The organism is Ornithinicoccus sp. (assembly GCF_057176825.1).
In genome coordinates, this window is the sequence record NZ_CM169976.1 from 3553598 (window position 1) to 3579188 (window position 25591).

27 protein-coding genes are annotated in these 25591 nt (G+C 72.3%); 2 read left to right on the forward strand and 25 right to left on the reverse strand.

Going from position 1 to position 25591, the window contains the following annotated elements:
* Positions 1-22: 22 nt before the first annotated feature.
* From AC1QRC_RS17740 to AC1QRC_RS17775, 8 genes are all read right to left on the reverse strand, one after another.
* Positions 23-304 carry a DUF4229 domain-containing protein gene (locus AC1QRC_RS17740; protein WP_484204560.1) on the reverse strand — a complete coding sequence of 94 codons (282 nt, stop codon included), beginning with the start codon at positions 302-304 and terminating at the stop codon, positions 23-25.
* A 9-nt stretch (positions 305-313) separates the two neighbouring features.
* Positions 314-1321 carry a c-type cytochrome biogenesis protein CcsB gene (gene ccsB / locus AC1QRC_RS17745; protein WP_484204561.1) on the reverse strand — a complete coding sequence of 336 codons (1008 nt, stop codon included), beginning with the start codon at positions 1319-1321 and terminating at the stop codon, positions 314-316.
* Positions 1318-2907 (reverse strand): cytochrome c biogenesis protein ResB, encoded by a 1590-nt coding sequence (resB, locus tag AC1QRC_RS17750; RefSeq protein ID WP_484204562.1) that lies wholly within the window; start codon positions 2905-2907, stop codon positions 1318-1320. The genes ccsB and resB overlap by 4 nt, the downstream gene beginning before the upstream one ends.
* Positions 2907-3659 carry a cytochrome c biogenesis CcdA family protein gene (locus AC1QRC_RS17755; RefSeq protein ID WP_484204563.1) on the reverse strand — a complete coding sequence of 251 codons (753 nt, stop codon included), beginning with the start codon at positions 3657-3659 and terminating at the stop codon, positions 2907-2909. Before AC1QRC_RS17755 ends, resB begins: the two co-directional genes overlap by 1 nt.
* A complete protein-coding gene (locus tag AC1QRC_RS17760) occupies positions 3656-4237 on the reverse strand; it encodes a TlpA family protein disulfide reductase (RefSeq protein ID WP_484204564.1) in 582 nt (193 codons plus the stop codon). The genes AC1QRC_RS17755 and AC1QRC_RS17760 overlap by 4 nt, the downstream gene beginning before the upstream one ends.
* A complete protein-coding gene (locus AC1QRC_RS17765; protein ID WP_484204565.1) occupies positions 4234-4881 on the reverse strand; it encodes a histidine phosphatase family protein in 648 nt (215 codons plus the stop codon). The genes AC1QRC_RS17760 and AC1QRC_RS17765 overlap by 4 nt, the downstream gene beginning before the upstream one ends.
* A 17-nt stretch (positions 4882-4898) precedes the next feature.
* Positions 4899-6182, reverse strand: a complete 1284-nt coding sequence (gene hemL / locus AC1QRC_RS17770) for a glutamate-1-semialdehyde 2,1-aminomutase (protein ID WP_484206682.1) — start codon at positions 6180-6182, stop codon at positions 4899-4901.
* A 93-nt stretch (positions 6183-6275) separates the two neighbouring features.
* Positions 6276-6818 carry a MarR family winged helix-turn-helix transcriptional regulator gene (locus AC1QRC_RS17775; RefSeq protein WP_484204566.1) on the reverse strand — a complete coding sequence of 181 codons (543 nt, stop codon included), beginning with the start codon at positions 6816-6818 and terminating at the stop codon, positions 6276-6278.
* Between the two features lie 146 nt (positions 6819-6964).
* On the opposite strand from AC1QRC_RS17775, the gene AC1QRC_RS17780 reads away from it, so the two are divergent.
* Entirely contained in the window at positions 6965-7498 is a 534-nt protein-coding gene (locus AC1QRC_RS17780; protein ID WP_484204567.1) for a YceI family protein, read from the forward strand.
* Between the two features lie 142 nt (positions 7499-7640).
* Here the strand turns inward: AC1QRC_RS17780 and hemB are convergent, their stop codons facing one another.
* The 11 genes from hemB to AC1QRC_RS17835 form a co-directional block, all read right to left on the reverse strand.
* Positions 7641-8633 (reverse strand): porphobilinogen synthase, encoded by a 993-nt coding sequence (gene hemB, locus AC1QRC_RS17785; protein ID WP_484204568.1) that lies wholly within the window; start codon positions 8631-8633, stop codon positions 7641-7643.
* The gene (locus AC1QRC_RS17790) at positions 8630-10267 is read right to left on the reverse strand and encodes a bifunctional uroporphyrinogen-III C-methyltransferase/uroporphyrinogen-III synthase (protein WP_484204569.1); all 1638 of its coding nucleotides are present in this window, start codon (positions 10265-10267) and stop codon (positions 8630-8632) included. Before AC1QRC_RS17790 ends, hemB begins: the two co-directional genes overlap by 4 nt.
* A complete protein-coding gene (gene hemC / locus AC1QRC_RS17795) occupies positions 10264-11289 on the reverse strand; it encodes a hydroxymethylbilane synthase (protein WP_484204570.1) in 1026 nt (341 codons plus the stop codon). The genes AC1QRC_RS17790 and hemC overlap by 4 nt, the downstream gene beginning before the upstream one ends.
* Positions 11286-12500: a glutamyl-tRNA reductase gene (locus AC1QRC_RS17800; protein WP_484204571.1), complete on the reverse strand. Its 1215-nt coding sequence runs from the start codon at positions 12498-12500 to the stop codon at positions 11286-11288. Before AC1QRC_RS17800 ends, hemC begins: the two co-directional genes overlap by 4 nt.
* Positions 12501-12599: 99 nt before the next feature.
* Entirely contained in the window at positions 12600-13292 is a 693-nt protein-coding gene (locus AC1QRC_RS17805) for a redox-sensing transcriptional repressor Rex (RefSeq protein WP_484204572.1), read from the reverse strand.
* Positions 13293-13402: 110 nt separating this feature from the next.
* A complete protein-coding gene (locus tag AC1QRC_RS17810) occupies positions 13403-13690 on the reverse strand; it encodes a glutaredoxin family protein (RefSeq protein WP_484204573.1) in 288 nt (95 codons plus the stop codon).
* A gap of 9 nt (positions 13691-13699) precedes the next feature.
* On the reverse strand, positions 13700-14647 hold the full coding sequence (locus tag AC1QRC_RS17815; RefSeq protein WP_484204574.1) for a lysophospholipid acyltransferase family protein: 948 nt from the start codon (positions 14645-14647) through the stop codon (positions 13700-13702).
* Positions 14644-15633, reverse strand: a complete 990-nt coding sequence (locus tag AC1QRC_RS17820) for an NAD-dependent epimerase/dehydratase family protein (RefSeq protein ID WP_484204575.1) — start codon at positions 15631-15633, stop codon at positions 14644-14646. The genes AC1QRC_RS17815 and AC1QRC_RS17820 overlap by 4 nt, the downstream gene beginning before the upstream one ends.
* 146 nt (positions 15634-15779) lie before the next feature.
* The gene (locus AC1QRC_RS17825) at positions 15780-15878 is read right to left on the reverse strand and encodes a 30S ribosomal protein bS22 (protein WP_003792170.1); all 99 of its coding nucleotides are present in this window, start codon (positions 15876-15878) and stop codon (positions 15780-15782) included.
* Positions 15879-16027: 149 nt separating this feature from the next.
* Positions 16028-16228: a helix-turn-helix domain-containing protein gene (locus tag AC1QRC_RS17830; protein WP_141786105.1), complete on the reverse strand. Its 201-nt coding sequence runs from the start codon at positions 16226-16228 to the stop codon at positions 16028-16030.
* Positions 16229-16426: 198 nt separating this feature from the next.
* Complete coding sequence (locus AC1QRC_RS17835; protein WP_484204576.1) at positions 16427-17614, reverse strand: acetoin utilization protein AcuC; 1188 nt, start codon at positions 17612-17614, stop codon at positions 16427-16429.
* A 52-nt stretch (positions 17615-17666) separates the two neighbouring features.
* On the opposite strand from AC1QRC_RS17835, the gene AC1QRC_RS17840 reads away from it, so the two are divergent.
* Positions 17667-18335: a potassium channel family protein gene (locus AC1QRC_RS17840; RefSeq protein WP_484204577.1), complete on the forward strand. Its 669-nt coding sequence runs from the start codon at positions 17667-17669 to the stop codon at positions 18333-18335.
* A 9-nt stretch (positions 18336-18344) separates the two neighbouring features.
* On the opposite strand, the gene AC1QRC_RS17845 is transcribed toward AC1QRC_RS17840, so the two are convergent.
* The 6 genes from AC1QRC_RS17845 to AC1QRC_RS17870 form a co-directional block, all read right to left on the reverse strand.
* Complete coding sequence (locus tag AC1QRC_RS17845; protein ID WP_484204578.1) at positions 18345-18878, reverse strand: GNAT family N-acetyltransferase; 534 nt, start codon at positions 18876-18878, stop codon at positions 18345-18347.
* Between the two features lie 80 nt (positions 18879-18958).
* Positions 18959-19762 (reverse strand): pyrroline-5-carboxylate reductase, encoded by an 804-nt coding sequence (gene proC, locus AC1QRC_RS17850; protein WP_484204579.1) that lies wholly within the window; start codon positions 19760-19762, stop codon positions 18959-18961.
* 40 nt (positions 19763-19802) lie between these two features.
* Entirely contained in the window at positions 19803-20768 is a 966-nt protein-coding gene (locus tag AC1QRC_RS17855; protein ID WP_484204580.1) for a proline dehydrogenase family protein, read from the reverse strand.
* Between the two features lie 241 nt (positions 20769-21009).
* Positions 21010-22371, reverse strand: coding sequence for an aminotransferase family protein (locus AC1QRC_RS17860; protein WP_484204581.1), 1362 nt, complete (start codon positions 22369-22371; stop codon positions 21010-21012).
* A gap of 24 nt (positions 22372-22395) precedes the next feature.
* A complete protein-coding gene (locus AC1QRC_RS17865) occupies positions 22396-23769 on the reverse strand; it encodes an aminotransferase class III-fold pyridoxal phosphate-dependent enzyme (RefSeq protein WP_484204582.1) in 1374 nt (457 codons plus the stop codon).
* 103 nt (positions 23770-23872) lie between these two features.
* Positions 23873-25429, reverse strand: a complete 1557-nt coding sequence (locus AC1QRC_RS17870) for an aldehyde dehydrogenase family protein (RefSeq protein ID WP_484204583.1) — start codon at positions 25427-25429, stop codon at positions 23873-23875.
* Positions 25430-25591: the final 162 nt, after the last annotated feature.

Consider the following 25591-nt stretch of genomic DNA (forward strand, 5'->3'; position numbering starts at 1 on the left):
GTCCCACGCGGCCCGGGTCGGGTCAGATGCGGCCCGGCCCGCGACCCTCGGCCTCGTCGTCCTCGTCGTCCTCGTCGGTGCGCTGCCCGGCGAGCTTCTGCTCCCGCTCGGCGCGCTTCTGCGCGACCCTGGCCTCCAGCTGCCGTGCCATCTCCTCGCGCGGGCGGGCCAGCAGGAAGAACGAGGTCACCATCGAGAACAGCGCGGCGAACACCAGGGCCCACAGTTGCGGCACCCCCAGCCAGAGCAGCGCCAGCAGGAACAGCGCGAAGATCAGCAGGCGCCAGATCGTGTAGTTCACCATCGCGCGGCCTCAGAGCCCCGAGTAGGAGTGCAGGCCGACGAAGAACGTGTTGACCACGGTGTAGTTCAGGATGATGCAGGTGAAGCCCGCCACGGCCACCCACGTGGTCCTGCGCGCCGTCCACCCGGTGGTGGCGTGGGCGTGCAGGTAGGCGGCGTAGACCACCCAGATGACGAAGGACCACACCTCCTTGGGGTCCCAGCCCCAGTAGCGGCCCCAGGCGTGTTCGGCCCAGATGGCACCGGCGATCACGGTGAAGGTCCACAGCGGGAAGCCGACGACGTGGATGCCGTAGGTGAACTGCTCCAGCTTGCGCGGGGTCGGCAGGGCGCCCAGCCAGCGCCACTGGGGGCGCCCGGTCCGTCCGGCCTGCTCCTTGAGCAGGTAGAGCAGTGCGGTGAGGAAGCCGAGCGCCAGCAACCCGATGGTCAGCGTGGCCACCACGACGTGCACGACGAGCCACAGCTTGCTGTTCAGCGACGGGAGCAGGGCACCGGCGGGGGTGTACCAGTTCGCGACGGCGACGCCCAGGATGAGCAGCGAGAGCCCGGTCACGAAGAGCCCCAGCCAGAGGCGCTCGGAGCGCAGCGACCACAGCGAGTAGAAGACCAGCATGAACGCCGCGGCCATCAGCGCGAACTCGAACATGTTGCCCACCGGCGGCCGCTCGGTCGCCAGCCCCCGCAGCGCGATCGAGACGATCAGGCCGAAGGTGCCCAGCCAGGTCAGCTGCAGCCCGATGATGCCCCAGCGGCGGCTGGGGGGCCCTGCCGCGTCGGCGGGCTCACCGGCCCCTGGCTCCGCGACCGGAGGCTCAGCCTCAGCAGGCTCGCCGACCCGGGCGTCGCCGGCGGCACCCGTACCGCCGGCCAGCGCCAGCTCGCGGTCCCGGGAGACCCCGCTGCCGCGCGTCTGGACGGCCAGGTGCATGGCGAAGGCCAGCATCGCCAGGGTCAGGACCGGCAGGGTGACGTAGAGCGCGAGGTTGGCGGTGTCCGCCATCTGCTGACTGGTCATGCCTCGTCCTTCGTGCCGGCGCCGGGGTCGGGTGCTCCCAGCGCGTCGGTGATCCGTTCGTACAGCGCGTCGACGCCGTCCTGCAGGGTCGCGTCCGAGCCCTTGGCCAGGCCCGCGACCTCCACCACAGTATGACCCGCGCGCCCGTCCGGGTCAGGGGCCACCCGGACGAACAGCCGGCGCCGCCGGACCAGCAACATCGCCATCAGCGAGGCGAGCAGCACGACAGAGCTCACCAGCGCCGGGATCCGCCCGGGGTCGTGCCGCACGGCCAGCCCGCCCCACCGGACCACCTCCGACATCTCGATCGAGCCGCGGCCGCCGGAGAGCTCGACGGTGTCCCCGGGCCTGAGCAACACCCGGGTGCGTTCCCCGTCGTCGTCGAACACCTCGTCCATCGAGTTCACGTCCAGGGTGTAGACCGACTGCGCCCGCCCCTCCGGGAAGAGGTCTCCCTCATAGACGCCGAGCACCAGGGCCGGCGCCAGGAGGTCGGGGTACACCGAGACGGGGCCCAGCTCCGGGTCGAACTCCAGGGTGGGCAGGAAGTAGCCGTAGAACCCCAGGTTGGGCTCGACGCCGGGCACCTTGATCGCGCCGGTCGAGGCGTAGAGGTCGTCCTGCGGCAGGAACGGGGTGGCCTGCTGGTAGACGACCTCCCCGTCGGCGTCGCGCACCGTCACCACCGGGGCATACCCGTTGCCCAGCAGGAACACCGAGGGCCCGCCGAGGTTCAACGGGTAGTTCACCTCAAGCGTCTCCTGGCTGCTCGGCTCCCCGGGTGCGGGCGCAGTGGTGACCGACGCGCTGAAGACCCGCGGCTGGCCCAGCTGCTCCTCGTTCTCGGCCTCGAACTCGACCCGCAGGTCGTCCAGGGTCAGCACGAACGGCTCGATGTCGTCCAGGTCCACCCAGGGCCCGGTCTGCAGGGTGTCGTAGCGCCCCACGGTGCTGGTGAAGGTCTGCCCCTCGGGCAGGATGATCTCCCCGCGCCAGCCCAGCAGGTGCCCCGCCCCGACGGAGACGATGACGGCCAGCAGCGAGACGTGGAAGAACAGGTTGCCGGTCTCCCGCATGTAGCCGCCCTCGGCGGAGAGCTCCCCGGGCCGGTCGTCCCGCCGCACCCGGTAGCGGCGGGAGCGCAGGGCCGACCGGGAGGCGGCCAGCACCTCCTCCTCGGTGGCCGGGATCACGGCGGTGCGGTATGCCGGCAGTCGCCTGAGGTTGCGCGGTGCCCTCGGGGGTTGGGCCCGGAGCGCACGCACGTGCTGGCGGGACCGGGGCAGGATGCACCCGACCAGCGACACCATGAGCAGCAGGTAGATCGCGGCGAACCACGGCGAGGAGAAGACGTCGAACATCCCGATCCGGTCCAGCCAGGGGCCGACCGTGGGGTTCTCCTCCAGGTACTCCCGGACCCGGACGGGGTCGATGCCGCGCTGCGGGTAGATCGACCCGGGGATGGCGGCGACCGCCAGCAGCAGGAGCAGCACCAGGGCGGTCCGCATGCTCGTCAGCTGGCGCCAGGCGAAGCGCAGCCACCCGAGGAACCCCAGGCGCGGTTGGGTGATGGTCGAGTCGGACATCAGAGCACCGTGGTGAAGGTCGAGGTCAACCGGTTCTGCACCCAGGCCGTGGCCTGCTCCCAGACACCGGTGACCATGAGCAGGCCCAGCAGCAGGAGCGCGACTCCCCCGGCGGTCTGCACCAGGCGGTGCCGGTCCCGCAGCCACCGGGAGACGCGGCTGACCCACCCGAGCCCGGCGGCAATCAGCAGGAACGGCAGTCCCAGGCCGACGCAGTAGGCGGCCGAGAGCACCAGGCCGCGGCGCACCACCCCGTCGTCGTAGGGCGGCAGCGAGGCCGCCAGGGTCTGGATGGCCGCGAGGACCGGGCCGGTGCAGGCGCTGAAGCCCAGTCCGAAGACGACACCGAGCAGCGGCGCGCCGGCCAGTCCCGCAGCGGGGCGCCAGCGGGGCCGCCAGCTGGCGGTCGGGGACCACACCATGACCGCGCCCAGCGCCAGCACGAGGACCCCGCCGAGACGCAGCAACAGGTCCTGGCGCTGCTGCATGGCCAGGCCCAGCCCGGAGACCGCCACCCCCATGAGGATGAAGACGGCGCTGAACCCCAGCACGAACAGCCCCGCCCCGACGAGCAACCGGCCCCGCCCCCGCGCGGCACCACCGGCCACCGGCTCCGGCGACATCCCGGTGATGTAGCCCAGGAACCCGGGCACCAGGGGCAGCACGCACGGGGAGGCGAAGGAGACCAGCCCGGCGAGCACGGCCAGGCCCAGGGCCAGGAGCAGCGGGCCCGCGACGACGACCTCACTCACTCCGCGAGCACGTCCTCGACCATCGCGACCAGAGTGCTCTGGTCGACCTGTCCCAGGACCCGTGCGGCGATCCTGCCCTCCGGGTCCAGCACCAGGGTGCTGGGCCGGGCGTTGGCCCAGCCCTGGAGCGCAACCAACGTCTGCCCACCGTCGTCGGCCAGCGACGGGTAGCCGATGCCCATCGCCTCCTCGAAGGCCTTCGCCGTGGCGACGCCGTCCCGGTCGTTCACGCCGATGAACTGGACCGGCTCGCCGGCGTCCTCGAAGTGCTCGAAGGCGGCCTGCAGGTCGGGGGCCTCGGCCTTGCACGGCCCGCACCAGGAGCCCCACACGTTGATGACCACGATCTCGCCGCGGTGGTCGGTGGAGTCCCAGTCCTGCCCGTCCAGGGTGCTGCCGGACAACTCCACGAGGATCTCCCGGTCGGCCGCGGCCACCTGCTGCACGGTGCCGTCCCCGGAGATGTAGCCCTTCTGGTCGCCGGCCCTGGCCTGCTCGGCGATCGTGCCGTCACCGCCGGAGCACCCGGCCAGGGCCAGGGCCACCGTCGCGAGCAGGGCGGGTGCGCGTCGCCTCATGCGCCGGCGCCGGGGCGGGCCCGGGCGACCAGGTCGCCGGCCGGCTCGGAGTAGTCCAGGCTGACCGGCTCGTCCCCCTGGTAGGTCAGGGTGGTCAGGGAGGCAAGGGCACACTCCCGGGACCGCGGGTCGTGCCACAGCCGCGCGCCCTCGACGGTGCGCCGCAGCGTCCAGATCGGGAGCTGGTGGGAGACGATGAGGGCCTCGTGGCCGCGGGCGGCCCGACGGGCGGCGTCCACCGCGGCGAGCATCCGGACCGAGATCTGCCGGTAGGGCTCCCCCCACGACGGCACCAGCGGGTTGCGCAGGTAGCGCCAGTGCCTGGGGTTGGTGAGCCGGCCCTCGCCGGAGCCGAAGGTCAGGCCCTCGAAGTGGTTGGCGGCCTCGATCACCCGCTCGTCCAGCTCCGGCTCCAGACCCAGCGCCCGGGCGCTGGGGGCGGCCGTCTCCTGCGCCCGCTGCAGCGGTGAGGACACCAGGTGGACGATGTCGCGACCGGAGAGGTGCTCGGCGACCCGCTCGGCCATCTCCTGCCCCAGCACAGAGAGCCGGAAGCCGGGCAACCGGCCGTAGAGGACGCCCTCGGGGTTGTGCACCTCGCCGTGGCGCAACAGGTGCACGACGGTGCGGCTCGATCCGGTCATGGCGCGATTGTCTCCCATCACCCTGGGTCCCCGCCGAGCATGTCGGCGACCGCCCCCGGCAGGGCCGACAGGACGTGGTCGACGGCCCGGTCGTCGTGCGCCGCGCTGACGAACCACGCCTCGAAACAGCTGGGCGGCAGGTGCACCCCGCGGCGCAGCATGCCGTGGAAGAAGCGCCCGAAGGCCGCGGAGTCCTGGTCGCGGGCGTCGTCGTAGTCGCGGACCTCCCCGTCACGGAAGAAGACGCTGAACATCGAGCCGGCCCACTGGATCCGGTGCGGCACGCCGGCGGCGGTGAACGTCTCGGTGACGCCGTCCGCGATGGCCCGGGCCGCCACGGCCAGCCGGTCGTAGACCTCGGGGGTGCACCCGCGCAGCGTCGCCAGTCCGGCCGCCGTCGCCACCGGGTTCCCGGACAGCGTGCCGGCCTGGTAGACGGGGCCCGCCGGCGCCAGGTGCGCCATCACGTCCGCCCGCCCGCCGAAGGCGGCGGCGGGGAACCCCCCGCCCATCACCTTGCCGAAGGTGAACAGGTCCGGCGCCCCCTCGGCATACGGACCCTCGACGCCGAACCACCCGGCGGCCGAGCAGCGGAACCCGGTCATCACCTCGTCGGAGATGAGGAGGGCACCGTGGGCGCGGGTGAGTCGCAGCAGGGCCGCGGTGAACCCCGGTGCGGGCGGGACGACGCCCATGTTGCCGGCGGCCGCCTCGGTGATCACGGCGGCGATCTGGTCGCCGCGCTCGGCGAAGGCAGCCTCCAGGGCGGCGACGTCGTTGTAGGGCAGCACGATGGTCTCCGCGGCGCTGCTCGGCGGCACACCCGGGGAGTCCGGCAGCGCGAACGTCGCCACCCCGGAGCCGGCCGAGGCCAGGAGTGCGTCGACGTGCCCGTGGTAGCAGCCGGCGAACTTCACCACCACCGGTCGTCCGGTGAATCCGCGGGCCAGGCGGAGCGCGCTCATCGTCGCCTCGGTGCCGGAACTGACCAGGCGCACCTGCGCGACCGGGTCGACGCGGGAGACGATCTCCTCGGAGAGCGCCACCTCGTTCTCGCTGGGCGTGCCGAAGCTGAACCCGCGGGCCGCGGCGTCCGTCACGGCCGCCAGGACGTCGGGGTGGGCGTGCCCCAGGACCATCGGGCCCCAGGAGCAGATCAGGTCCACGTAGCGGCGGCCGTCCACGTCCTCGAGCCAGGCCCCGGACGCCGACCGCAGGAACCGTGGCGTCCCTCCGACGGACCCGAAGGCACGGACCGGGGAGTTCACACCCCCCGGGATGACCGCGCGGGCGCGTGCCATCGCGGACGTGGAGGCGGGTGCGTCATCGGGGTATGCCGTGTGCTGGCTCTGGGTGTCAGGGGTGTCGTGGGAGGGACTCACCCGACCAGTGTCTCAAGCCGAGTCGGTCAGCTCCTGGCCGGATGCCGCGCGGACCGGGTCCTGGGCGGAGTCGGTGAGTCCCGCGACGTCGAGCGCGTCCACGACGACCTGCATCGCCTCCCCGAGCGCGGCGAACTGGGCCGGCTCCAGCAGGTCGACCAGGTTGGCCCGCACACTGGCCACATGGACCCGCGACAGGTCCTCCAACGCGGCCTGTCCGGCGGCGCTGAGGGTGAGCTCGACGCCCCGCCGGTCCTCGTGGCACGTGCGGCGCTCGACCCAGCCGCGCTGCTCCAGTCGGGTCGCGGTGTGCGTCAGCCGGCTGCGGGACTGGACCACCTGGCCCGCCAGCACCGACATCCGCAGCCGCCCGCCGGGGGCCTCGGACAGCATCGAGATGATCTCGTACTCGGTCAACCGGATCCCCGCGACGGACAGGGCCTCGTCCAGCGCCTCGTTCAGGAGTCGCTGGCCCCGCAGGAACGCGCGCCAGCTGCGCTGCTCCTCAGCACTGAGCCACGGTGACTCGTGCTCGGCCGCTCGGCCCATCTCCATCTACCTCTTTCGCCAGGGGTTGCGCCGACTCACGACGATGGGTCATCGTACCGACCAACCAGAACTCAGGATCTGGTTATTGAATGGTCAAGTTTATCATGGTAGGTTGACGCCCCCGCAGGTCCCGCGATCCCCAGGAGGAGCCAGTGAGCCTGAAGGATCTCACCCCGGGCGTCTGGACGGTTGACCCTGCGCACAGCGAGGTCGGCTTCACCGCACGGCACATGATGGTGGCCCGGGTCCGCGGCACCTTCAGCGAGTTCTCCGCCCGCGTACTGGTGGGCGACCCGTTCGAGGCCTCCTCGGTCGAGGCCGAGGTCAACCTCGCGTCCGTGGACACCCGCAACACCGACCGTGACACCCACCTGCGATCGGGGGACTTCTTCGACACCGAGACCTACCCCGCGATGACGTTCCGGTCCACCGAGATCACCGAGACCGCGCTGACCGGCGACCTGACGATCAAGGACATCACCCGGCCGATCACCTTCGACCTGGAGTTCATCGGGACCTCCGACGACCCGTGGGGCGGCTTCCGGGCCGGGGTCGAGGCCTCGACCCAGATCAACCGCAAGGACTGGGGCCTGACCTGGAACGTCGCCGTGGAGTCCGGCGGTGTCCTGGTCTCCGAGAAGATCCTGATCCACCTCGACATCGAGCTGATCCGCGCCGACGGCTGACCCACGACCTGCGCACGGCTGACCCCCCACGGCCACGCGCCTCCCCGGCCCCGCAGTGACGCGTCCCCCGTTCCCGTCACTGCGGGGCCGTTCACAGGGGGACGCTCCCTGGGAGCCATTCCCCGGGCGCTCACTCGGGCCGTCAGCGTGTGGCGGCGAGCAGCTGTGCGGCGTGGACCGCGTAGTAGGTCAGCACGACCTGGGCGCCGGCCCGCCGGATCGAGGTCAGCGTCTCCAGGACCATCCGGTCGCGGTCGATCCAGCCGTGCGCCGCAGCCGCCTCGATCTGGGAGTACTCACCCGACACCTGGTAGGCCGCCACCGGCACGTCGGCGACGTCGGCCACCTCGCGGAGCACATCCAGATAGGGCAGCGCCGGCTTCACCATCACCAGGTCCGCCCCCTCGGCCAGGTCGAGCCGCAGCTCACGCAGCGACTCGGTGCGGTTCGGCGGGTCCTGCTGGTAGGTGGCCCGGTCGCCCTGCAGGGTCGAACCGACAGCCTCCCGGAACGGCCCGTAGGCACCGGAGGCGTACTTGGCCGTGTAGGCCAGGATCGCCGTCTCCTGCAGCGCCGCGTCGTCCAACGCGGCCCGGATCACCCCGACCTGGCCGTCCATCATCCCCGACGGACTGACCACGTGGGCACCGGAACGGGCCTGCACGACCGCCATCTCGGCATACCGCTCCAGCGTGGCGTCGTTGTCGACCCGACCCCTGGAGTCCAGCACGCCGCAGTGGCCGTGGTCGGTGAATTCATCCAGGCAGGTGTCCGCCATGAGCACCGTGGTGTCGCCCAGGTCCTCGCGCAGCACGGTCAGCGCGCGGTTCAGGATCCCGTCGGGGTCCGTTCCGCCCGTGCCGGTGGCGTCCCGCTGCTCGGGCACCCCGAAGAGCATCAGCCCGCCGACCCCGGCAGCCACGGCCTCCTGCGCCGCGGCCCGCAGCGAATCCACCGTGTGCTGCACCACCCCGGGCATCGCGCCGATCGGCACCGGCTCGGTGATCCCCTCGCGCACGAACATGGGCAGCACCAGGTCGGCCGGGTGCACCCGGGTCTGCGCCACGAGCCGGCGCAGGGCCGGGGTGGTGCGCAGCCGGCGGGGGCGTTCGGGCAGCGTGGGCCGCAGGGTCACGCCCGGGCCTTGGCGCCGCGCCGTGAGCCGGTGCGGCGCTGGCTGGGCCGGACGACCGGCTCGCCCGCGGCGCGCGCGGCCTCCACGCCCTCCCGGACGAACTCGGCCAGGGCGTCCACGAGCCGCTCGGCCCGCGCCTCCGGCGCGACCACGTCGACCCGCAGACCGTGCTCCTCGGCCGTCTTCGCGGTCGCGGGGCCGATGCAGGCGATGACCGAGTTGGCGTGCGGCTTGCCGGCGATGCCCACGAGGTTGCGGACCGTGGCGGAGGAGGTGAAGCACACGGCGTCGAACTTGCCGCTCTTGATGGCCTCCCGCATCGGCGCGGGCGGCGGGGCCGAGCGCACGGTCCGGTAGGCGGTGACGTCGTCGACCTCCCAGCCCATCTCGCGCAGCCCGGCGACCAGCGTCTCGGTGGCGATGTCGGCGCGGGGCAGGAACACCCGGTCGATCGGGTCGAGCACGTCGTCATACGGCGGCCAGTCGGCCAGCAGGCCCCGGGCCGACTCCTCCCCGGAGGGCACCAGGTCCGGCTGCAGACCCCAGGCCCGCAGCGAGTCCGCGGTCGCCCCGCCCACGGCGGCGATCTTCAACCCGGCGAACGCCCGGGCGTCCAGTCCGAGCTCGACGAACTTCTCGCGGACCGCCCGGACCGCGTTGACCGAGGTGAAGCCGATCCACTCATAGCGTCCGGTCACCAGACCGTGGATCGCCCGGTCCATCTGCTGCGGGGTGCGCGGCGGCTCCACGCTGATCGTCGGCACGACCTGCGCGCTCGCCCCGTAGGAGGCGATCCGCTCGACCATGGGACCGGCCTGGTCCTTGGTGCGGGGCACCAGGACGTTCCAGCCGAACAGCGGCTTGGTCTCATACCAGGACAGTTCCTCACGCAGCGCGACTGACTGTCCGACGACGGCCACCCCGCCCTGCTCGAAGGCGCTGTCGGCCAGCTCGCCGATCGCGTCCTCGAGCACCGTCACGGCCGTGCGCTGGGTGTTGGTGGTGCCGCGCTCGGTGAGCGCCACCGGGGTCTGCCCCTCGCGCCCCGCCGCGAGCAGGGCACTCAGCGCGCGCCGCAGCTCGGTGGCGCTGCCCAGCACGACCACGGTCACCGCGTCGGCCACCGACAGGCTCCAGTCGGTGTGCCGGTCGGCTCCGTCGAGGATGTGCAGCGCCCCTCCGTCCTTGCCGGTCAGCGGCACTCCCGCGTAGGCCGGGACGGACCAGGCGGAGCTGACACCCGGGACGATCTCGAACGGGATGCCCTCCTTGCGGCAGGCCAGCGCCTCGGTGACCAGGCCGCTGAACGCGTTGGGGTCGCCGTCCATGAGGCGCACCACCAGGGCTCCGGGCCCGTGCAACTTGCGGACCTCCTTGAGCAGGAGCTTGGCGCGCGAGGCACGGGTCAGCGAGCCGCTGCTGCCGCTGCCCGCAGCCAGCACAGTCGCCTCAGGGTGGGTGAACCGGGCCACCTGGTCGGCGTCGTGCAGGGTGTCCAGCAGGACCACGTCGGCAGCCTTGAGATAGTCCCTGGCTCGCACGGTCAGCAACCCGGGATCGCCCGGACCGGCGCCCACGAAGGCGACCCGTGCGGTGGCCGGGGAGGCAGGGGGGAATGCGGTCTGAGTGCTCACGTGTCACGCTCCGTGGTGTGGATGCCGGGCGGGTCGGTGCCGGCAGGGGGAACGCCCGTGGGGTCGGACGCTCCCGGGGTCGCCAGGTCGGCGAGGAAACGGTCGGCCAGCTCGTGGCCCAGCGACACCGCGTCGGTGCCGCTCAGTCGGTGCCGGACGGCGCGGCCCTCCAGGGCCGCGAACCCGGTCAACGTCAGGGTCCCCCCGGTGTCCCCCAGGTCGGCCACGGCTCCCACCGGCGCCGTGCACCCCGCCTCGAGCCGGGCCAGCAGGGCCCGCTCGGCCGTGACGCACGTCCGAGTGGGGGCGTGATCCAGGGCGGCGCACCAGTCGCGCACCGCGTCGTCGTCCTCGCGGCACTCCACCGCCAGGGCCCCCTGCCCGGGCGCTGGCAGCATCCGGTCCAGGGTCAGCGTCTCGCTGACCTCCTCCAGCCGGCCCACCCGGCTTAGGCCGGCCGCGGCGAGCACCACGGCATCCAGCGCGCCGGAGCGCACCTGCCCGATCCGGCTGTCGATGTTGCCGCGGATGTCGCGCACCTCCAAGTGCCCCGCGAGCAGCGCCAACTGGGCGGCGCGGCGCAGCGACCCGGTGCCGACGACCGATCCGGCGGGCAGGTCGGCGAGCGCCAGCCCGTCCCGGGAGACCACGACGTCGCGGGGGTCCTCCCGCTCCGGCACGGCGGCCACGACCAGCCCCGGCTCGGGCGCGACCGGCAGGTCCTTCAGGGAGTGGACGGCCAGGTCGATCCGGTCCTCGAGCAGCGCGTGGCGCAGGGCGCTGGCGAAGACCCCGGTGCCGCCGATCTCGCTGAGGGGACGGCTGGAGGCGTCGCCTTCGGTGCGCACCGGCACCAGCTCGACCTCGTGCCCCGCGGCCCGGAGCCGGTCGGCGACCCAGCCGGCCTGGGTCCTGGCGAGGTCACTGGCCCGGGTGCCCAGGCGCAGGATGCGGGAGTCCGCGGACTCCTCGCCGGGTGCGCCCCCGGAGAGGACAGGGGTATGCCGCATGGTCGGGTTCACACCACACCTCCCGTCTCGGGGGGCCGGGAGACGGCCGCGACGTCGTAGGGGTCCAGGTCGAAGAGCTCGCGCAACACGCTGGCGTAGTCGCCACCGTGGGTGTCCTCGCCCGCGGACAGCGCCTTCACCCGGACCGTCGGGGTGTGCAACAGCTTGTCCACCACGCGCTCCACCGTGCGCCGGACCTCCTCACGGTCCCGCTCGGGCAGGTCGGGCAGGCGCTGGTCCAGCCGGGCCAGCTCGGCGGCCACCAGGCTCGCGGCCCGGGAGCGCAGCGCGGTCACGGTGGGCGCCACGGCCTGGGCGCGGCGGGAGGCGAGGAACGCCGCGACCTCCCCGGTCACCAGGTCCCGCACCTCCGCCACGGCGGGGTCGACCTCGGCGCCCTCCTGCGCCGCGCGCTCCTGCAGGTCGGCCAGGCTCCACAGACCCACCCCGGGCAGCGTGCCGACCTCGGGCGCCACGTCGCGGGGCATGGCCAGGTCCAGGATCGCCAGGGGCGCACGGTCCTCCCCGCGCACCCGCTGGACCGCCGGGGCGTCGATGACATGCCCGCTCGCGCCGGTGCAGGTGACGACCAGGTCGGCCTGGGAGCCGAGCTCGGCCAGACGGGACCAGTCGGCCGAGGCGAACCCGTGCAGGGCCGCCAGCCGCTCGGCCCGCTTCCTGGTGCGGTTGACGACGGTGACGTCGGTGATGCCCGCTCGGGCCAGGGTGGCGGCGGCCAGACCGGACATCGCGCCCGCGCCGATCAGGACGGTGCGCGCCGTGGTCAGGTCCGGCAGGTGGCCGGCGGCGCGGTCCAGCCCCAGCTCCACCAGCGACCTGCTCACCCGGTCGATGCCGGTGTCGGTGTGGGCGCGCTTGCCCACCCGCAGCGCGTGCTGGAACAGCGGGTTGAGCGCGGCGCCGGCGGCTCCCTCGTGCTGGGCCGATCGCAGCGCCGCGCGGACCTGCCCCAGGATCTGGCTCTCCCCCACCGCCATCGAGTCGAGTCCGGCGGCCACGCCGAACAGGTGGTGCACCGCCCGGTCCTCGTAGTGGACGTACAGGTGCGGGGTCAGCGCGGCCAGCTCGACCCCGGACAGCCCGGCCAGGGCCCGCCCCACGTCCTGCAGCGCACCGTGGAAGGAGGAGGCGTCGACATACACCTCCGTGCGGTTGCAGGTGGCCAGCACCACAGCCTCGGCGACATCCCCCTCGGCGCGCACGGCGGCGGCGAGGGCGGCCGCCCCGGCGGTCGCCAGTGGAGGCCTGCTCCACGAGCTCCATCGGCGCGGTGTGGTGTGACAGACCGACGACCAGCAGGCTCATCCGACTCCCTCCTCGGACGGGACGCCGTCCTGGGGCTCCCCGGTGCCCCGGTCGGCCAGCGCTCGGCGCTGCTCGTGGAAGGCCAGGATCTGCAGCTCGGTGGCCAGGTCGACGTGGCGCACGTCAACGCCGTCGGGCGCGGTGACCAGGCACGGGGCGAAGTTCAGGACGGAGCGCACGCCCATGGCGACCAGATCGTCGGCCACCGCCTGCGCCGCTGCCGCGGGGGTCGTGATCACGCCGATCGCGATCGGCTCCCCGGAGGCGGCGAGGTCGGCGAGCGTCTGCACGACGAGCCCCTCGACCTCCTCCCCGACGACCGCGTCGTCCTGGTCGGCGAGCGCCACGATGCGAAAGCCCCGAGAGGTGAACCCGCGGTAGCCGGCGAGCGCCCTGCCCAGGTGGCCCAGGCCGACGATGACGACCGGCCAGTCCTGGGTGAGGCCGAGCTCGCGCGAGATCTGGGCGGAGAGCTGCCCCACGTCATACCCGACGCCGCGCACCCCGTAGGACCCCAACCGGGACAGGTCCTTGCGCAACTGCGCCGAGCGCACCCCGGCCGCGTCGGCCAACTCCTCGGAGGAGATCGAGGTCACCCCGCGCTCCCCGAACTGACCGAGCGCCCGCAGATAGCCGGGCAGCCGCCCCACCGTCGCCTCGGGCACACCGCGGGGGGCGGGCTCGGACATCACGGTGGCACCGACTCCTCTCGGATCCGGACGCCTTATATCAGAGCCCCGGACGGTCGTTCAGGTACCCCCCTACCCTAAGTCCTTGTGAACGTTTGCACAAAGTCGGATCAGCGCCGCCGCCGACGCCGCCGCAACGCCCGGCGCAGCTCGTCGGGGGCAACCCGCCAGTAACCCACCTCGCGCCCGTCGACGAACAGCACGGGCACCAGGTCGGAGTACCGATCGGTCAGCTCGGGGCGGTCCTCCAGCCGGAGGCAGGTCCACGACTCGCCGGACTCGGCACAGGTGGCCGCGACCACCTCGCGGGCGTCGGCGCACAGGTGGCAGCCGTCCCGCACCAGCAACACCACGCCGCCGGGCAGGTGCGGGACGCGCTTGGGGCGACCGATCCGCATACGGCCCCCTCAGAAGAAGACCGAGGTGCGGTCCCGCAGCAACTCATAGAGGGTGTGCTGGATCGTTTCCCGGACCCGGTCGGTGAGCTCGTAGACCACCGCTGGGTCCTCGGCCGCACCCTCGCCCCGGTTGGTGGTGTCGATGGGGGCGCCGAACTGGATGAGCCACTTGCTGGGCAGCGGCACCATGCCCAGTGGCCCCAGCCACGGGAAGGTCGGGGTCAGCGGCAGGTAGGGCAGGCCGAGCACCCGGGCGATCGCCGCGGCGTTGCCGAGCATCGGGTAGGTCTCCTCCGCCCCGACGATGGAGCAGGGGATGATCGGGACCTCGCAGCGCAGCGCGGCGGCCACGAAACCCCCGCGACCGAACCGCTGCAGCCGGTAGCGGTCCTTGAACGGCTTCCCCACGCCCTTGAACCCCTCTGGCCACACCCCGACAAGTTCGCCCGAGCGCAACAACCGCTCGGCGTCCGCGTTGGTGGCCAGCGTGCTGCCCATCTTGCGGGCGACCGGGCCCATCACCGGGGTGCCGAAGACCAGGTCGGCGCCCAGCATCCGCAGGTTGCGCTCCTGGGGGTGGGCGTCGTGCACGGCCACCTGGGTCATCAGTGAGTCCAGCGCCACGGTGCCGCTGTGGTTGGCCACGACGAGGGCGCCACCCTGCGCCGGGATGTTCTCCACGCCGCGCACCTCGACCCGGAACCAGGAGCGGTAGAGGGGACGCAGCAGCGGCAGCACCAGGTGCTCGGTGAAGTCCTCGTCGAACCCGAACTCGTCGACGGTGTAGTCACCGTCCAGACGCCGGCGCAGGAACGCCAGGGTCTGCGCCACGGCGCGGTCCAGGTCTGCACCCGTGAGGCCGGCGACCGCACCCGCCCCGCGCAGCGCCTGGATGACGAGCATGACCAGCCGTTCCAGGTCGGACTCGGTCGGGGTGGGCGGCGGCACCTGCGTCACATCAGCTCCTGCTCTGCGTGCTGCTCGGGACGGTCGCGGTCCCGGCCGGCAGCCAGGAATGACTCGAAGGCGGCCCGGGTGCTGTAGGCGGGGGCGAACCCGAGGTGGCTGCGCATCCGTGAGGTGTCGATCACCCGGCCGTATGCGAGTCCGTCCATCTGGTCGCTCGGCATGGCCACCCACCCCGCGGTGCGGATCGCCCAGTTGAGCATCCCACCCGCGCCGGGCAGCACCGGCACGCAGGGGCGGCCGGTCATCGCGGCCGCCTGGGTGGTGGCCAGCACGCCGTCGCCGGCAACGTTGCACGTGCCGACCGAGGGTCCGGTCGTGGCCCGCACCATGGCCGCGACGGCGTCGTCCTCGTGCAGGAACTGCAGCCGGCCGTCCCGTCCCAGCGGCAACGGCAGGACGGGCATCGTGAAGTAGTCGGTGAGGACGGTGCGGATGCTCGGCCCGATGACGTTGGCCATCCGCAGCATGGTGACCTCCAGCTCGGGGCGCCGGCGGGACAGGCCGCGGACGTAGCCCTCGACCTCCATGGAGTCCCGGGCGAAGCCGGAGCGCGGGATCACCCGGGCGGGCATCTCCTCGGTGAAGACCGCCGGGTCCCGCGGGGAGGACCCGTAGACGCCAGCGGTGGATTTCACCACCACCCGCTGCACCGACTCGGTCTTCTGGCAGGCGGCCAGGAGTTGCATCGTGCCCAGGACGTTGATGTCCTTCTGGACCACCCGGCTGCCGGCATCCCGCGGGGTGGCAATCACCCCCATGTGCACGACCGTGTCGACCTGCGCCTGGGCCATCAGCCGCCCGACGAGGGGGCTGCGGATGTCGGTGCGCACGAACTCGCCCCGGCCGATCGGGTGGGCGGGCGCGACCAGGTCGACGCCGATGACGCGTTCGACGTCAGGGTCTTCCGACAGGCGCCGGGTGACCCGGCCTGCGAGTTCCCGGGCGACGCCGGTCACCATGACTACGCGAGCCATCCCCCACCCCTGTGCGATGCGGCCGGCGAACTCATGACGTGCAACCTATCTATCGTGCTGCCTGTGGGGCGCGGGGACCCCCCGCTGGCAGGTCCCCGGAGAAACCAACGGCGCCGGTCCCCGTCGGGGACGGCGCCGCAGCGGCCTCACTTCTTGTTGCGACGCTGGTGACGCGTCTTCCGCAGCAGCTTGCGGTGCTTCTTCTTCGCCATGCGCTTGCGGCGCTTCTTGATGACAGAGCCCATTGGCTCACCATGTCCTTCGTCTCGTGGGTGTCGATCGGGCCCGGCCGGATCCGCGTGCTCGAGTTCGCGTGCTCGAGGCAGCGGGACCGTCCGGACGAGTCGGGACAGCCTAACCGGCGGTGTCCGGCAGGCCCAAACGGGAGGGAACCTCAGGCGGTGCCGTGGTAGGACCCCCGCAGGTACTCGTCCACGGCCTTCTCCGGCACCCGGAAGGACCGTCCGACCCGCACCGCCGGCAGCTCGCCGGAGTGGACCAGGCGATAGACCGTCATCTTCGACACTCGCATCACGGCGGCCACCTCCGCCACCGTCATGAATGTCATCCCGGCCATCGGGGTCTCCTCAGCCATCAACGCTGTCCCGTCTCTCACACATCACTGATCAAGGGCCGCCGCTCGGCTTCCCCTCCGGCAACGGACCTTGACTTTCGCGTAAACACTAGGGGCAGATGGGGCATTTGCGAAAGTAGTGACGGGACTTTGTCCAGGAGACACGCCGGATCGGCGCAGATGTGACCGACGTCGCCGGGGGTGGTTGAGCGTCCCAGATCAGTCGAACCAGGGGTCCAGGCCCCAGGGTGGGAAGGTCGCGCGGCGGGTGGCCATGATCGCCTCGTCCACGGGGTCCTCGGGGTGGTAGCCCTCGGACCAGGTGCCGTACTCGATCTCGCGCCCGCCCAGGTCACCCATCCGCGCCGGCCCGACCCGGCCATAGACCTGGGAGGTGTAGTCCAGCCAGGACTGCGGCACCTGCGCGGTCAACGGCACGGGGCGGTGCGCCGCGACCGCGGTCAGGTGGGTCCACGCGCGCGGGACGACATCCACGAGCTCATAGCCCCCGCCGCCGAGGGCCACCCACCGTCCCCCACACAGCTCATGGGCCAGGTCGTGCACCGCGGCGGTGGCCGCGGTCATGCCGTCGATGGAGACCGCCAGGTGCGCCAGGGGGTCGGAGAAGTGGCAGTCGCACCCGTGCTGGGTGACCAGGACCTGGGGCCGGAAGGCCCGGAGCACCTGGGGCACCACCGCGTGGAAGGCCCGCAGCCAGGCGGAATCACCGGCGCCCGGGGGGAGCGCGATGTTCACGGCCGAGTCCGGGGCGGACCCGCCGCCGGTGTCACCGGGGAATCCGGTGCCGGGGAAGAGGGCCCGCCCGCTCTCGTGCAGCGAGCAGGTCAGCACCCTCGGTTCGTCCCAGAAGATGCGCTCCACCCCGTCCCCGTGGTGCACGTCGAGGTCGACGTAGGCGACCCGTTCCACCCCCTGCTCCAACAGCCACGAGATGCCGACGGCGATGTCGTTGTAGACGCAGAAGCCGGAGACCCGGTCGGCCATGGCGTGGTGCAACCCTCCCGCGATGTTGACCCCGTGCCGGGCGCGACCCTCCAGTACGGCGCGGCAGGCGGACAACGTCCCACCCACGGCCAACGAGGTGGCCTCGTGCATCCCCCGGAAGGCCGGAGTGTCCTCGGTGCCGACCCCGTGGCTCCCGTCGGCGGCCCCCGGGTCGGCCGAGGCGGCGCGCACCTGGGCCACCAGGTCGGGCGTGTGCACGGTCAGCAGGTCCTCCAGCGTCGCGGGCTCGGTGGACTCCACCCGGACCCCTGCGCCGTCGAGCACCCCCAGGTCCTGGCTCAGTCGGTGGGTCAGGTCGAGCCGGGACGGGTGCATGGGGTGCCCCGGCCCGAAGTCGTAGGCCGTGAAACGCTGGTCCCAGACGACCATGGCGTTGATCATGGGGTTCACGCTAGACCACGACAGGGGTCCGGCAGGACGAGGAGAGTCGCGGATGACCAAGCACCGACTGTTCGACGAGGACGCCCTGGTGATCGGCCTGGGCCGGTTCGGGGCGGCCGCGGCCATGGAGATGGACCGCCTGGGCTACCGGGTGCACGCCATCGAGGCGAACCCCGACCTGGCCGAACGGTTCTCCCGCAAGTTGATGCGGGTGCTGTCGGTCGACGCGACCGATCCGGAGGCCATGCGGCAGGCCAAACCCGGGTCGTTCCGGATTGCGGTCGTCGGGATCGGCACGTCGATCGAGGGGTCGTTGCTGACCGCGGGGAACCTTGTCGACGCGGGTGTGCCTTCGATCTGGGCCAAGGCGGTCTCCGGCGAGCACGCCCGGCTGCTGGAGCGCATCGGGGTGCACCACGTCGTCTTCCCGGAGGCGGAGTCCGGGAACAGGGTCGCCCACCTGGTGAACGACCGCCTCCGGGGGTACATCGAGTTCGAGGACGGCTACGCCATCGTGAAGATGGCACCGCCCCAGGAGATGATCGGGTTTACGCTCGCCGAGACCGATATCCGCAAGCGGTATGGCGTGACGGTCGTCGGCATCAAGGCGCCCGGCGAGGACTTCACCCACGCCGTGCCCGAGACCAAGGTCGGCCAGCACCACCTGTTGATCGTCTCGGGCCCGAGCCAACTCATCGAGCAGCTCGCCGCCAGGCCCTAGCCGGCGCTCCTAGAGGTTCGTGGGGGTGCCGCCGGAGGACCCGAGCGGGAGCACCATCGCGGTCTCCTCGGCGTCCTCCTCGGTGTCGACGCCGCGGATCCGCATGGGCCGGCGGCTGTCGGTGGGGCGGAACCCGAAGCTGCTGGCGAAGGCCACGGCACGACCGTTGTCGGTGCCGACCCAATAGACCAGGTGCTTCAGCTCGTCCTTGCGGGCCTGCTGCGCGGCGGCCTCCAGCAACCGGCGGGCCACGCCGGCGCCGCGCTGCTCCGGGGCCACCCACAGTCCGAAGAGCTCCCCGACGCCCTCCTCCGGGCTGTGCTCGCTGCCGACGCTGACGACTCCGACGACGGAGTCCTCACGCTCTGCCAGCAAGCGACGCGAGCGGTTCATCCGCTCCCGCCAGCGGTCCTCGGGGTACTCGGTCTCTTCTTCGGCCGAGGCCACGAAAGCCTCCGGGGACTCGGTCAGCGCACGCAGCCGGACGTCCTTGTACTCGGACCAATGCTCTTCGTCCAACAACCGCACGCTGATCTCAGTCATGCGCTAACCCTGCCACAGGCTGACCACCCAGTGCGATGCCCCCTCCGTGAACACCTGGTGTCCCGTCGCGTCGGTCCAGGTCAGTCGCTCTCGGACAGCTGCTCGGAGCGTCGGGCCGCCGCCTCAATGGCCGTCAGGAACGCGGCGCGCACCTTGTGGTCCTCGAGCGCGCGCAGTGCTGCGACGCTGGTCCCGCCCGGGCTGGACACCTGCTCCCGCAACACCGTCGGGTGCTCGCCGGTCTCCCGGATCATGGTGGCCGCGCCATACAGCGTCTGCACGACGAGCTCGGTGGCCGTCGAGCGGGGCAGCCCCAGGAGGACACCAGCCTCGATCATGGCCTCCACGACGTAGAAGATGTAGGCGGGGCCACTGCCGCTGATCGCGGTGACCGCGTCCTGGTGCCGTTCGTCCAGGACGGCGACCTTGCCGAAGGTGCCGAGCAGCGCCTCGGCCTGGGCGAGGTGCTCGGAGGTGCAGTGTCTGCCGGGACTCACCGCCGACATGGCCTGGTCCACCAGCGCCGGGGTGTTCGGCATCACCCGGACCACGCCGGTCCCCTCCGGGAGCCGCTGCTCCAGGTAGTCCGTCGTGATGCCGGCGGCGATCGAGATGACCAGAGCGTGCGGGGCAAGGTGACCGTTCAGCTGACCGAGCAGTTCGGCCATGTCCTGCGGCTTGACCGCGAGCACGACGACATCGGCCTGCTGCGCCGCCTCCGTCGCGCCGGCCGCACGGACGAAGTGCTCGTCCGCGAGCTCCTGTGCCCGCCGCTCGTCCCGGTCGCACACCACGAGCGCTCCCCGGTCATGCCCCGCCCGGACCAGCGCCGAGAGCAGGGTGCGGCCCATCACCCCCGCACCCATGATCGTCACGCTGTCCATGCCCGCTCCTGTCCTGGGCCTGCCGCCCGAACGTCCCTGGTCATCCCCGCGTCGCCACCGCCCGCAGGAAGAAGCGCAGGTTCGACGGGCGCTCGGCCATGCGCCGCATCAGGTAGCCGTACCACTCCTCGCCGTAGGGGATGTAGACGCGCACCCGCTCGCCCTGCTCTGCCAACCGCACTTGTTCGTCGGGGCGGATCCCGAGCAGCATCTGGTACTCATAGCTCCCCGGCCGGCGGCCGTTCCGGTCCGCGAGCACGCCGGCGATCTCGATGAGACGTGGGTCGTGGGTGGCCACCTTGGGATAGCCCTCTCCCGCCATCAGGATCTTCAGGCACCGCACGTAGGCCTTGTCGACCTCGGCCTTGTCCTGGTAGGCCACCGACTCCGGCTCCCTGTAGGTCCCCTTGCACAGGCGCACCCGGCTGCCCTCCACCGCCAGGTCCCGGCAGTCCTGTTCGGTCCGGTACAGGTAGGACTGCAGCACCGCCCCCACCCAGGGCCAGTCCTGACGCAGTTCGCGCAGCGTCTCCAGGGTCGCGTCGGTCGTGGTGTGGTCCTCCATGTCCAACGTCACCGTGGTGCCCACGTTCGCCGCGGTCTGACAGATGCGCCGCGCGTTCTCCAGTGCGATCCGGTCACCGTCGCGACCCAGCGCCTGGCCGAGCGCACTCAGCTTGAGGCTGACCTCGACCCGCCCGTCCGCGGTGTACCCACCCTCGGCCAGTGCGTTCAGCAGCTCCACGTAGGCGTCCCCGGTGTGTGCGGCCATCTGCGGGTCAAGGGTGTCTTCGCCCAGGTAGTCGATCGTGGCCAGCCGGTTCGTCGCCGACAGCTCCCCCGCCACGGCCACGGCCGCCTCCGTGCTCTCCCCGGCCACGAATCGCTGCACCACGGAGCGGCTGACGGGGGCCCGCTCAAGGGTGTCCCGCATTGCTGAGCTCCGCGACATCGCCAGCAGGCTCTGTCGCATCCACGTGGCCGGATCCAGGTTTGCCGGGTCCATCGGGCCTCCTCGTCCACTCCGGGCAGTCACGCCGGGTCCGCTCTGGGCAGTCACGCCGGCGGGTTTGACCGGCGTCGACCCAGGCTAATGCCTGCCTGCCCCCACCCCCGACCGGACGGGTCGCCTGGCGGTCCAACGCTGCACCAGACGGGTCGTCTGGCGATCCCGCCTGGGGCCGAGAGCAGCGACCGCGCCACATCACCCGTCCGGTCCCCCTGGGAGCGCCACATCACCCGTCCGGTCACCCCTGGGAGCGCCACATCACCCGTCCGGTCGCGGTGGGGGCGGGGGGCGCGAGGGCCTGGTCGACGGCGCGGGCGAGCAGGTCGGCGACCTCCTCGACCTCGGCCGGGCTGATGGTCAGGGGCGGGCCCAGGAGCACCAGGTCGCCGCGGGTGCCGTCGGCACAGCCGGTGGAGGAGTAGACGAGCAGCCCGAGGTCGCGGGCTGCGAGGACGACGAGCTCGGTCACCCGGTCGGCGCGGTCGAACGGTGCGCGGGTGGCCCGGTCGGCGACGAACTCGAGGCCGACGAGCAGGCCGCGGCCCCGGATGTCGCCCACGTGGGGGTGGTCCCCGAGTCGGGCGAGCAGCTCCTGGTGCAACTGCTCCCCCCGCACGGCCGACGCCTCGACGAGTCCCTCCTCCCGCAGGCGGCGCAGCACGGCCAGGCCGGTGGCGGCGCCCACCGGGTGGTGGGAGTAGGTGAACCCGTGGACGAACCCGCCCTCGACGATGGTCTCGTGGACGGCGCCACTGGCCACGGCGAGCCCGAGCGGCCAGTAGCCGGAGGAGGTCCCCTTGCCCGCCGTGAGCAGGTCGGGACGCAGCCCCCAGTGGTCGGAGCCGAACCACCGGCCGGTGCGGCCGAACCCGGTCATCACCTCGTCGGCGATCACCAGCACCCCGTGGCGGCGGCACACCTGCGCCACCGAGGGCCAGTAGTCGTCCGGGGGCACGCAGCCCCCCAGCGCCGCTCCGGCGAGGGGCTCGGCGATGAACGCGGCCACCCGCTCGGGACCGATCTGCTGGAGCAGCTCCTCCAAGGCCTGCGCGTGGCGGCTCCCGCAGCCGTCCGGGTGGGTATCGGGGAAGGGGCAGCGGTACTCGTATGGCGTCGTGGTGTGCCGCGCGTGCCCCAGCCACGGGGCGTACGGCGCACGCAGCGACGGCCGACCCGAGACGTCCAGCGCCCCACGGGAGTTGCCGTGGTAGGCCCCGGTCCGACCCACCACCACCGCGCGGTCCTCCCCCCGGGCCAAGTGGTAGGCCCGGGCCATCTTCAGCGCCGTCTCGACCGCCTCGCTGCCCCCAGACACCGGGTAGATGCGGGGGTCGTCGACCGGCAGCACCCCGGCCAGCTCCTCGGCATACGACTCCAGCGCCTCGGAGGTGAAGACCGTGCCGTGGGCATACGCCACGGCGCCCGCCTGCTCGGCCAGCGCCGCGACCACCTCGCCCCGGCCGTGGCCGATGCCGACCACGATCGCGCCACCCGCGGCATCCAGGTACCGGCGGCCGTCCTCGTCGAACATCTCCACGCCGTGGGCGTGGCTGATCCGGGGCGGGCGACCGGCGGCCCGGGAGAAGACGTGCCCGCTCACCGGGCCCTTCCGCTCACGACGGGGTCACCCGGCCGCGACCGCGGCGACAGCCTCCCCGAAGATCCGCAGCGCGGTGTCGGCGTCGCTGCGGTCGATCACCATGGGCGGCGACATCCGGATGACGTTCTCCCCGGCCTCCAGCACGAGCAGCCCGCGCTCGAACGCCGCCATCTGCACCGCCTCGGCCACCTCGCCGCTGGGGAACTCCACGCCGATCATCAGACCGACGCCGCGCACGTCGACGAGCGCGTCGGGGTGCTCCGCCTGGATCGCCCGGAGGCCCTCCATCAGGTGGTTGCCCAGGACGGTGGCGTTCTCCAGCAGGCCCTCCTCCCGGATGACCTGCAGCGTCGCCAGCCCGGCGGCGCAGGGCACCGGGCTCCCGCCATAGGTCGACCCGTGCGCTCCGACGCCCCAGCTCTCCAGGAGGTGCGCCCTGGCGATCATCGCCCCGAGCGGCAGCCCCGAGGCCAACCCCTTGGCGCTGAGCAGGATGTCCGGCTCGACACCGGTGTGCTCGATCGCCCACATCTTCCCGGTCCGTCCGGCACCGCACTGCACCTCGTCGGCCACCAGCAGGATCCCGTGGCGGTCGCACAGCTCGCGCAGGTCCGCCAGCCACCCCTCCGCGGGCACGATGTAGCCACCCTCGCCCTGGATCGGCTCGACGAAGACCGCCGCCACCTCCGAGGGGTCGACGTCGTAGCGGAACAGCGTGTTCTCCAGGTAGTCGATCGTCCCGGTGTCGCGGCCGCCCTCGGCAGTGACCCGCGGGTCGGCATACGGCACGTGGTGCACGCCGGGCACCAGCGGCCCGAATCCCTTGTGGTACTTCGCCTTCGATGCCGTGAGGCTGAGGGCGCCGTAGGTCCGGCCGTGGAACGCACCGTTGAAGCTGATCACGTAGGGCCGCCCGGTCGCGTAGCGCGCGAGCTTCAGGGCGCCCTCCACGACCTCGGCCCCGGAGTTGCCCAGGTAGACCCGCACCGGCCCGCTCATCGGCGCGACGTCGGCCAGTGCCTGGCACATCTGGGAGTAGATCGGCAGGAAGAAGTCGCTGGCCGAGTAGTGCAGCAGGTTCGTGGCCTGCTCCTGCACCGCCCCGACGACGGTGGGGTGGGCGTGCCCGGTGGAGTTCACCGCGATCCCGGCGTTGAAGTCCAGGAACAGATTGCCGTCCACGTCCTCCAGCGCCGCGCGCCAGCCCCGCCGCGGCGCCAGCGGGTAGGCCCGCGGCAGCGACGGGCTGGTCACCGCACCGTCGGCGGACAACACCTCCTGGGTTGCGGGGCCGGGCAGTGCGGTGCGCAGGTCCGGCACGGGGCGGGAGTCGTCGAACCAGTCGGGCGAGGGCGCCCCGGTCGCGGTGGTGTCCTGGCGGACGTCGGTCGTGGTCATCGGGACCACCTCTCTGTGCGGGTCACGCACGCTGTGCTGGGGAGTGTCGTATGCCGTGGGGCCGGGTGGTCGCCGCACGGCTGGGGTATGTCGTCAGTCGGGGTCAGGAGACCACCGTCTGGGACTGCTCGCGCAGGAACAGGCCCAGGTAGTACAGCCCGCCGCCGGCCTTGCCGGAGCTGCCCGACCCCTTCCAGCCGCCGAACGGCTGGACCCCGGGCCAGGCGCCGGTGGTGGCGCCGGCCGGGCGGTTGACGTAGACGACGCCGGCGTGGACGTGGTCCAGGAACCACTGGACCTCGGCGTCATCGCCGGAGAAGAACCCGGCGGTCAGTCCCAGGGGGGTGTCGTTCGCCCGCTCCATCGCCTCCTCCAGGGAGTCGACGGGCGTGACCGCCACGAACGGCACGAAGAGCTCCTCGCTGAACAGCCAGTCGTCGGAGCGCAGGTCCGCCACGACGGTGGCCTGGACGTAGTTGCCCGGCAGCCCGTCGCTGCCCTGGAGCACCTCACCGCCGGCGACGACCCGCCCGGTCTCCCGGGCGTGGTTGACGGCCTTCTCGAACCGCTGCACCGCGTCGGCGTCGATGACCGGCCCCATGAAGGTGTCCCGCTCAAGCGGGTCGGCGGGCGCGACCTCCTGTGCCTTGGCGGCCAGCTTCTCCAGGAACTCGTCGTGGACCGAGGCGTCGACGTAGACCCGGGAGCAGGCCGAGCACTTCTGCCCCGAGAACCCGAAGGCGGAGCGGGCCACACCCTGGGCCGCCTTGTCCAGGTCCGCGGAGGCCGCCACGATCGTGGGGTTCTTGCCACCCATCTCGGCGACGACCGGCTTGGGGTAGCCACCCTCCTGCGCCCCGCGCAGGATCGACATACCGACGTCGTAGGACCCGGTGAAGGTGATCCCGTCGACCTCGGCGTGGCCGACGACTGCCTTGCCCACCTCGTCACCGCCGGGGAGGAACTGCACGGCGCCCTCGGGCACACCCGCCTCGCGCAGGATCTCGAACAGGCGCCACGCGGTGTGCGTGCCCTGCACGCTGGGCTTGATGATGACGGTGTTGCCGGTCGTCAGGGCGCCGGCCGCGGGTCCGGCGGCCAGCGCCATCGGGAAGTTGAAGGGGGCGATCACGGCCCACACGCCATGCGGTTTGAGCACGCTGCGCGTCTTCTCGGCCTCGGACAGGCTGTCCATCGGGTGGTCATACCCCTGGTTCGACTCCATCTGGTCGGCGTAGTAGCGGAAGAAGACGGCCGCCTCCTCCACGTCACCCAGCGCCTCCAGCCGGTTCTTGCCGACCTCCATGGTGACCAGGGCAGCGAGCTCGTTGGACCGCTCCGAGATGAGGTCGCCGGCGCGGCGCATGATGGTCAGCCGCTCCTGCCAGGGGGTCCCGGCCCAGCCGGGCGCGGCGGCGCGGGCGTCGGCCATCGCCTGCTCGATCGCCTCCGGCGAGGCCGCCCGGACCCGGGCGATGACGACGTCGGGGTCGGCCGGGCTGGTCACCTCGACGGGGTCCCCCGGGGCCTGGTCGCCCGGCGCCGTGATCTCGACGCCCAGCCAGCCGCGGGCCGTCTCGATGCCGGCCTCGTATGCCGTGTGCATGTCCTCGTTGTCTGCGGTCAGGGTTGCGTAGGTCACGCGGAACTTCTCGGCCACCGTGGGCTTCCTCTCGTCGACGCGGGACCGACCAGCACGTTCTGGCACGCCTGCCCTGTCGCCGCGAACTACATAATCGCCGGTCAGATGCCTTGTCTACCGGCAATCTTCCTGTCGAGCGGCATCTAGACCGAACTCTATCCCGTCAAGACGCCTTCCGGG

What these genes read in the sequence shown, in the direction of transcription:
- ccsB (WP_484204561.1), bottom strand. Translation starts at nt 1,321, where the DNA reads ATGACCAGTCAGCAGATGGCGGACACCGCCAACCTCGCGCTCTACGTC.
- AC1QRC_RS17820 (WP_484204575.1), bottom strand. Translation starts at nt 15,633, where the DNA reads ATGGCTCGCGTAGTCATGGTGACCGGCGTCGCCCGGGAACTCGCAGGC.
- AC1QRC_RS17810 (WP_484204573.1), bottom strand. Translation starts at nt 13,690, where the DNA reads ATGCGGATCGGTCGCCCCAAGCGCGTCCCGCACCTGCCCGGCGGCGTG.
- AC1QRC_RS17740 (WP_484204560.1), bottom strand. Translation starts at nt 304, where the DNA reads ATGGTGAACTACACGATCTGGCGCCTGCTGATCTTCGCGCTGTTCCTG.
- AC1QRC_RS17765 (WP_484204565.1), bottom strand. Translation starts at nt 4,881, where the DNA reads ATGACCGGATCGAGCCGCACCGTCGTGCACCTGTTGCGCCACGGCGAG.
- AC1QRC_RS17835 (WP_484204576.1), bottom strand. Translation starts at nt 17,614, where the DNA reads ATGATCAACGCCATGGTCGTCTGGGACCAGCGTTTCACGGCCTACGAC.
- AC1QRC_RS17840 (WP_484204577.1), top strand. Translation starts at nt 17,667, where the DNA reads ATGACCAAGCACCGACTGTTCGACGAGGACGCCCTGGTGATCGGCCTG.
- AC1QRC_RS17865 (WP_484204582.1), bottom strand. Translation starts at nt 23,769, where the DNA reads ATGACCACGACCGACGTCCGCCAGGACACCACCGCGACCGGGGCGCCC.
- AC1QRC_RS17855 (WP_484204580.1), bottom strand. Translation starts at nt 20,768, where the DNA reads ATGGACCCGGCAAACCTGGATCCGGCCACGTGGATGCGACAGAGCCTG.
- AC1QRC_RS17775 (WP_484204566.1), bottom strand. Translation starts at nt 6,818, where the DNA reads ATGGAGATGGGCCGAGCGGCCGAGCACGAGTCACCGTGGCTCAGTGCT.
- AC1QRC_RS17825 (WP_003792170.1), bottom strand. Translation starts at nt 15,878, where the DNA reads ATGGGCTCTGTCATCAAGAAGCGCCGCAAGCGCATGGCGAAGAAGAAG.
- AC1QRC_RS17845 (WP_484204578.1), bottom strand. Translation starts at nt 18,878, where the DNA reads ATGACTGAGATCAGCGTGCGGTTGTTGGACGAAGAGCATTGGTCCGAG.
- hemL (WP_484206682.1), bottom strand. Translation starts at nt 6,182, where the DNA reads ATGGCACGCGCCCGCGCGGTCATCCCGGGGGGTGTGAACTCCCCGGTC.
- AC1QRC_RS17830 (WP_141786105.1), bottom strand. Translation starts at nt 16,228, where the DNA reads ATGGCTGAGGAGACCCCGATGGCCGGGATGACATTCATGACGGTGGCG.
- AC1QRC_RS17760 (WP_484204564.1), bottom strand. Translation starts at nt 4,237, where the DNA reads ATGAGGCGACGCGCACCCGCCCTGCTCGCGACGGTGGCCCTGGCCCTG.
- AC1QRC_RS17805 (WP_484204572.1), bottom strand. Translation starts at nt 13,292, where the DNA reads ATGTCCGAGCCCGCCCCCCGCGGTGTGCCCGAGGCGACGGTGGGGCGG.
- proC (WP_484204579.1), bottom strand. Translation starts at nt 19,762, where the DNA reads ATGGACAGCGTGACGATCATGGGTGCGGGGGTGATGGGCCGCACCCTG.
- resB (WP_484204562.1), bottom strand. Translation starts at nt 2,907, where the DNA reads ATGTCCGACTCGACCATCACCCAACCGCGCCTGGGGTTCCTCGGGTGG.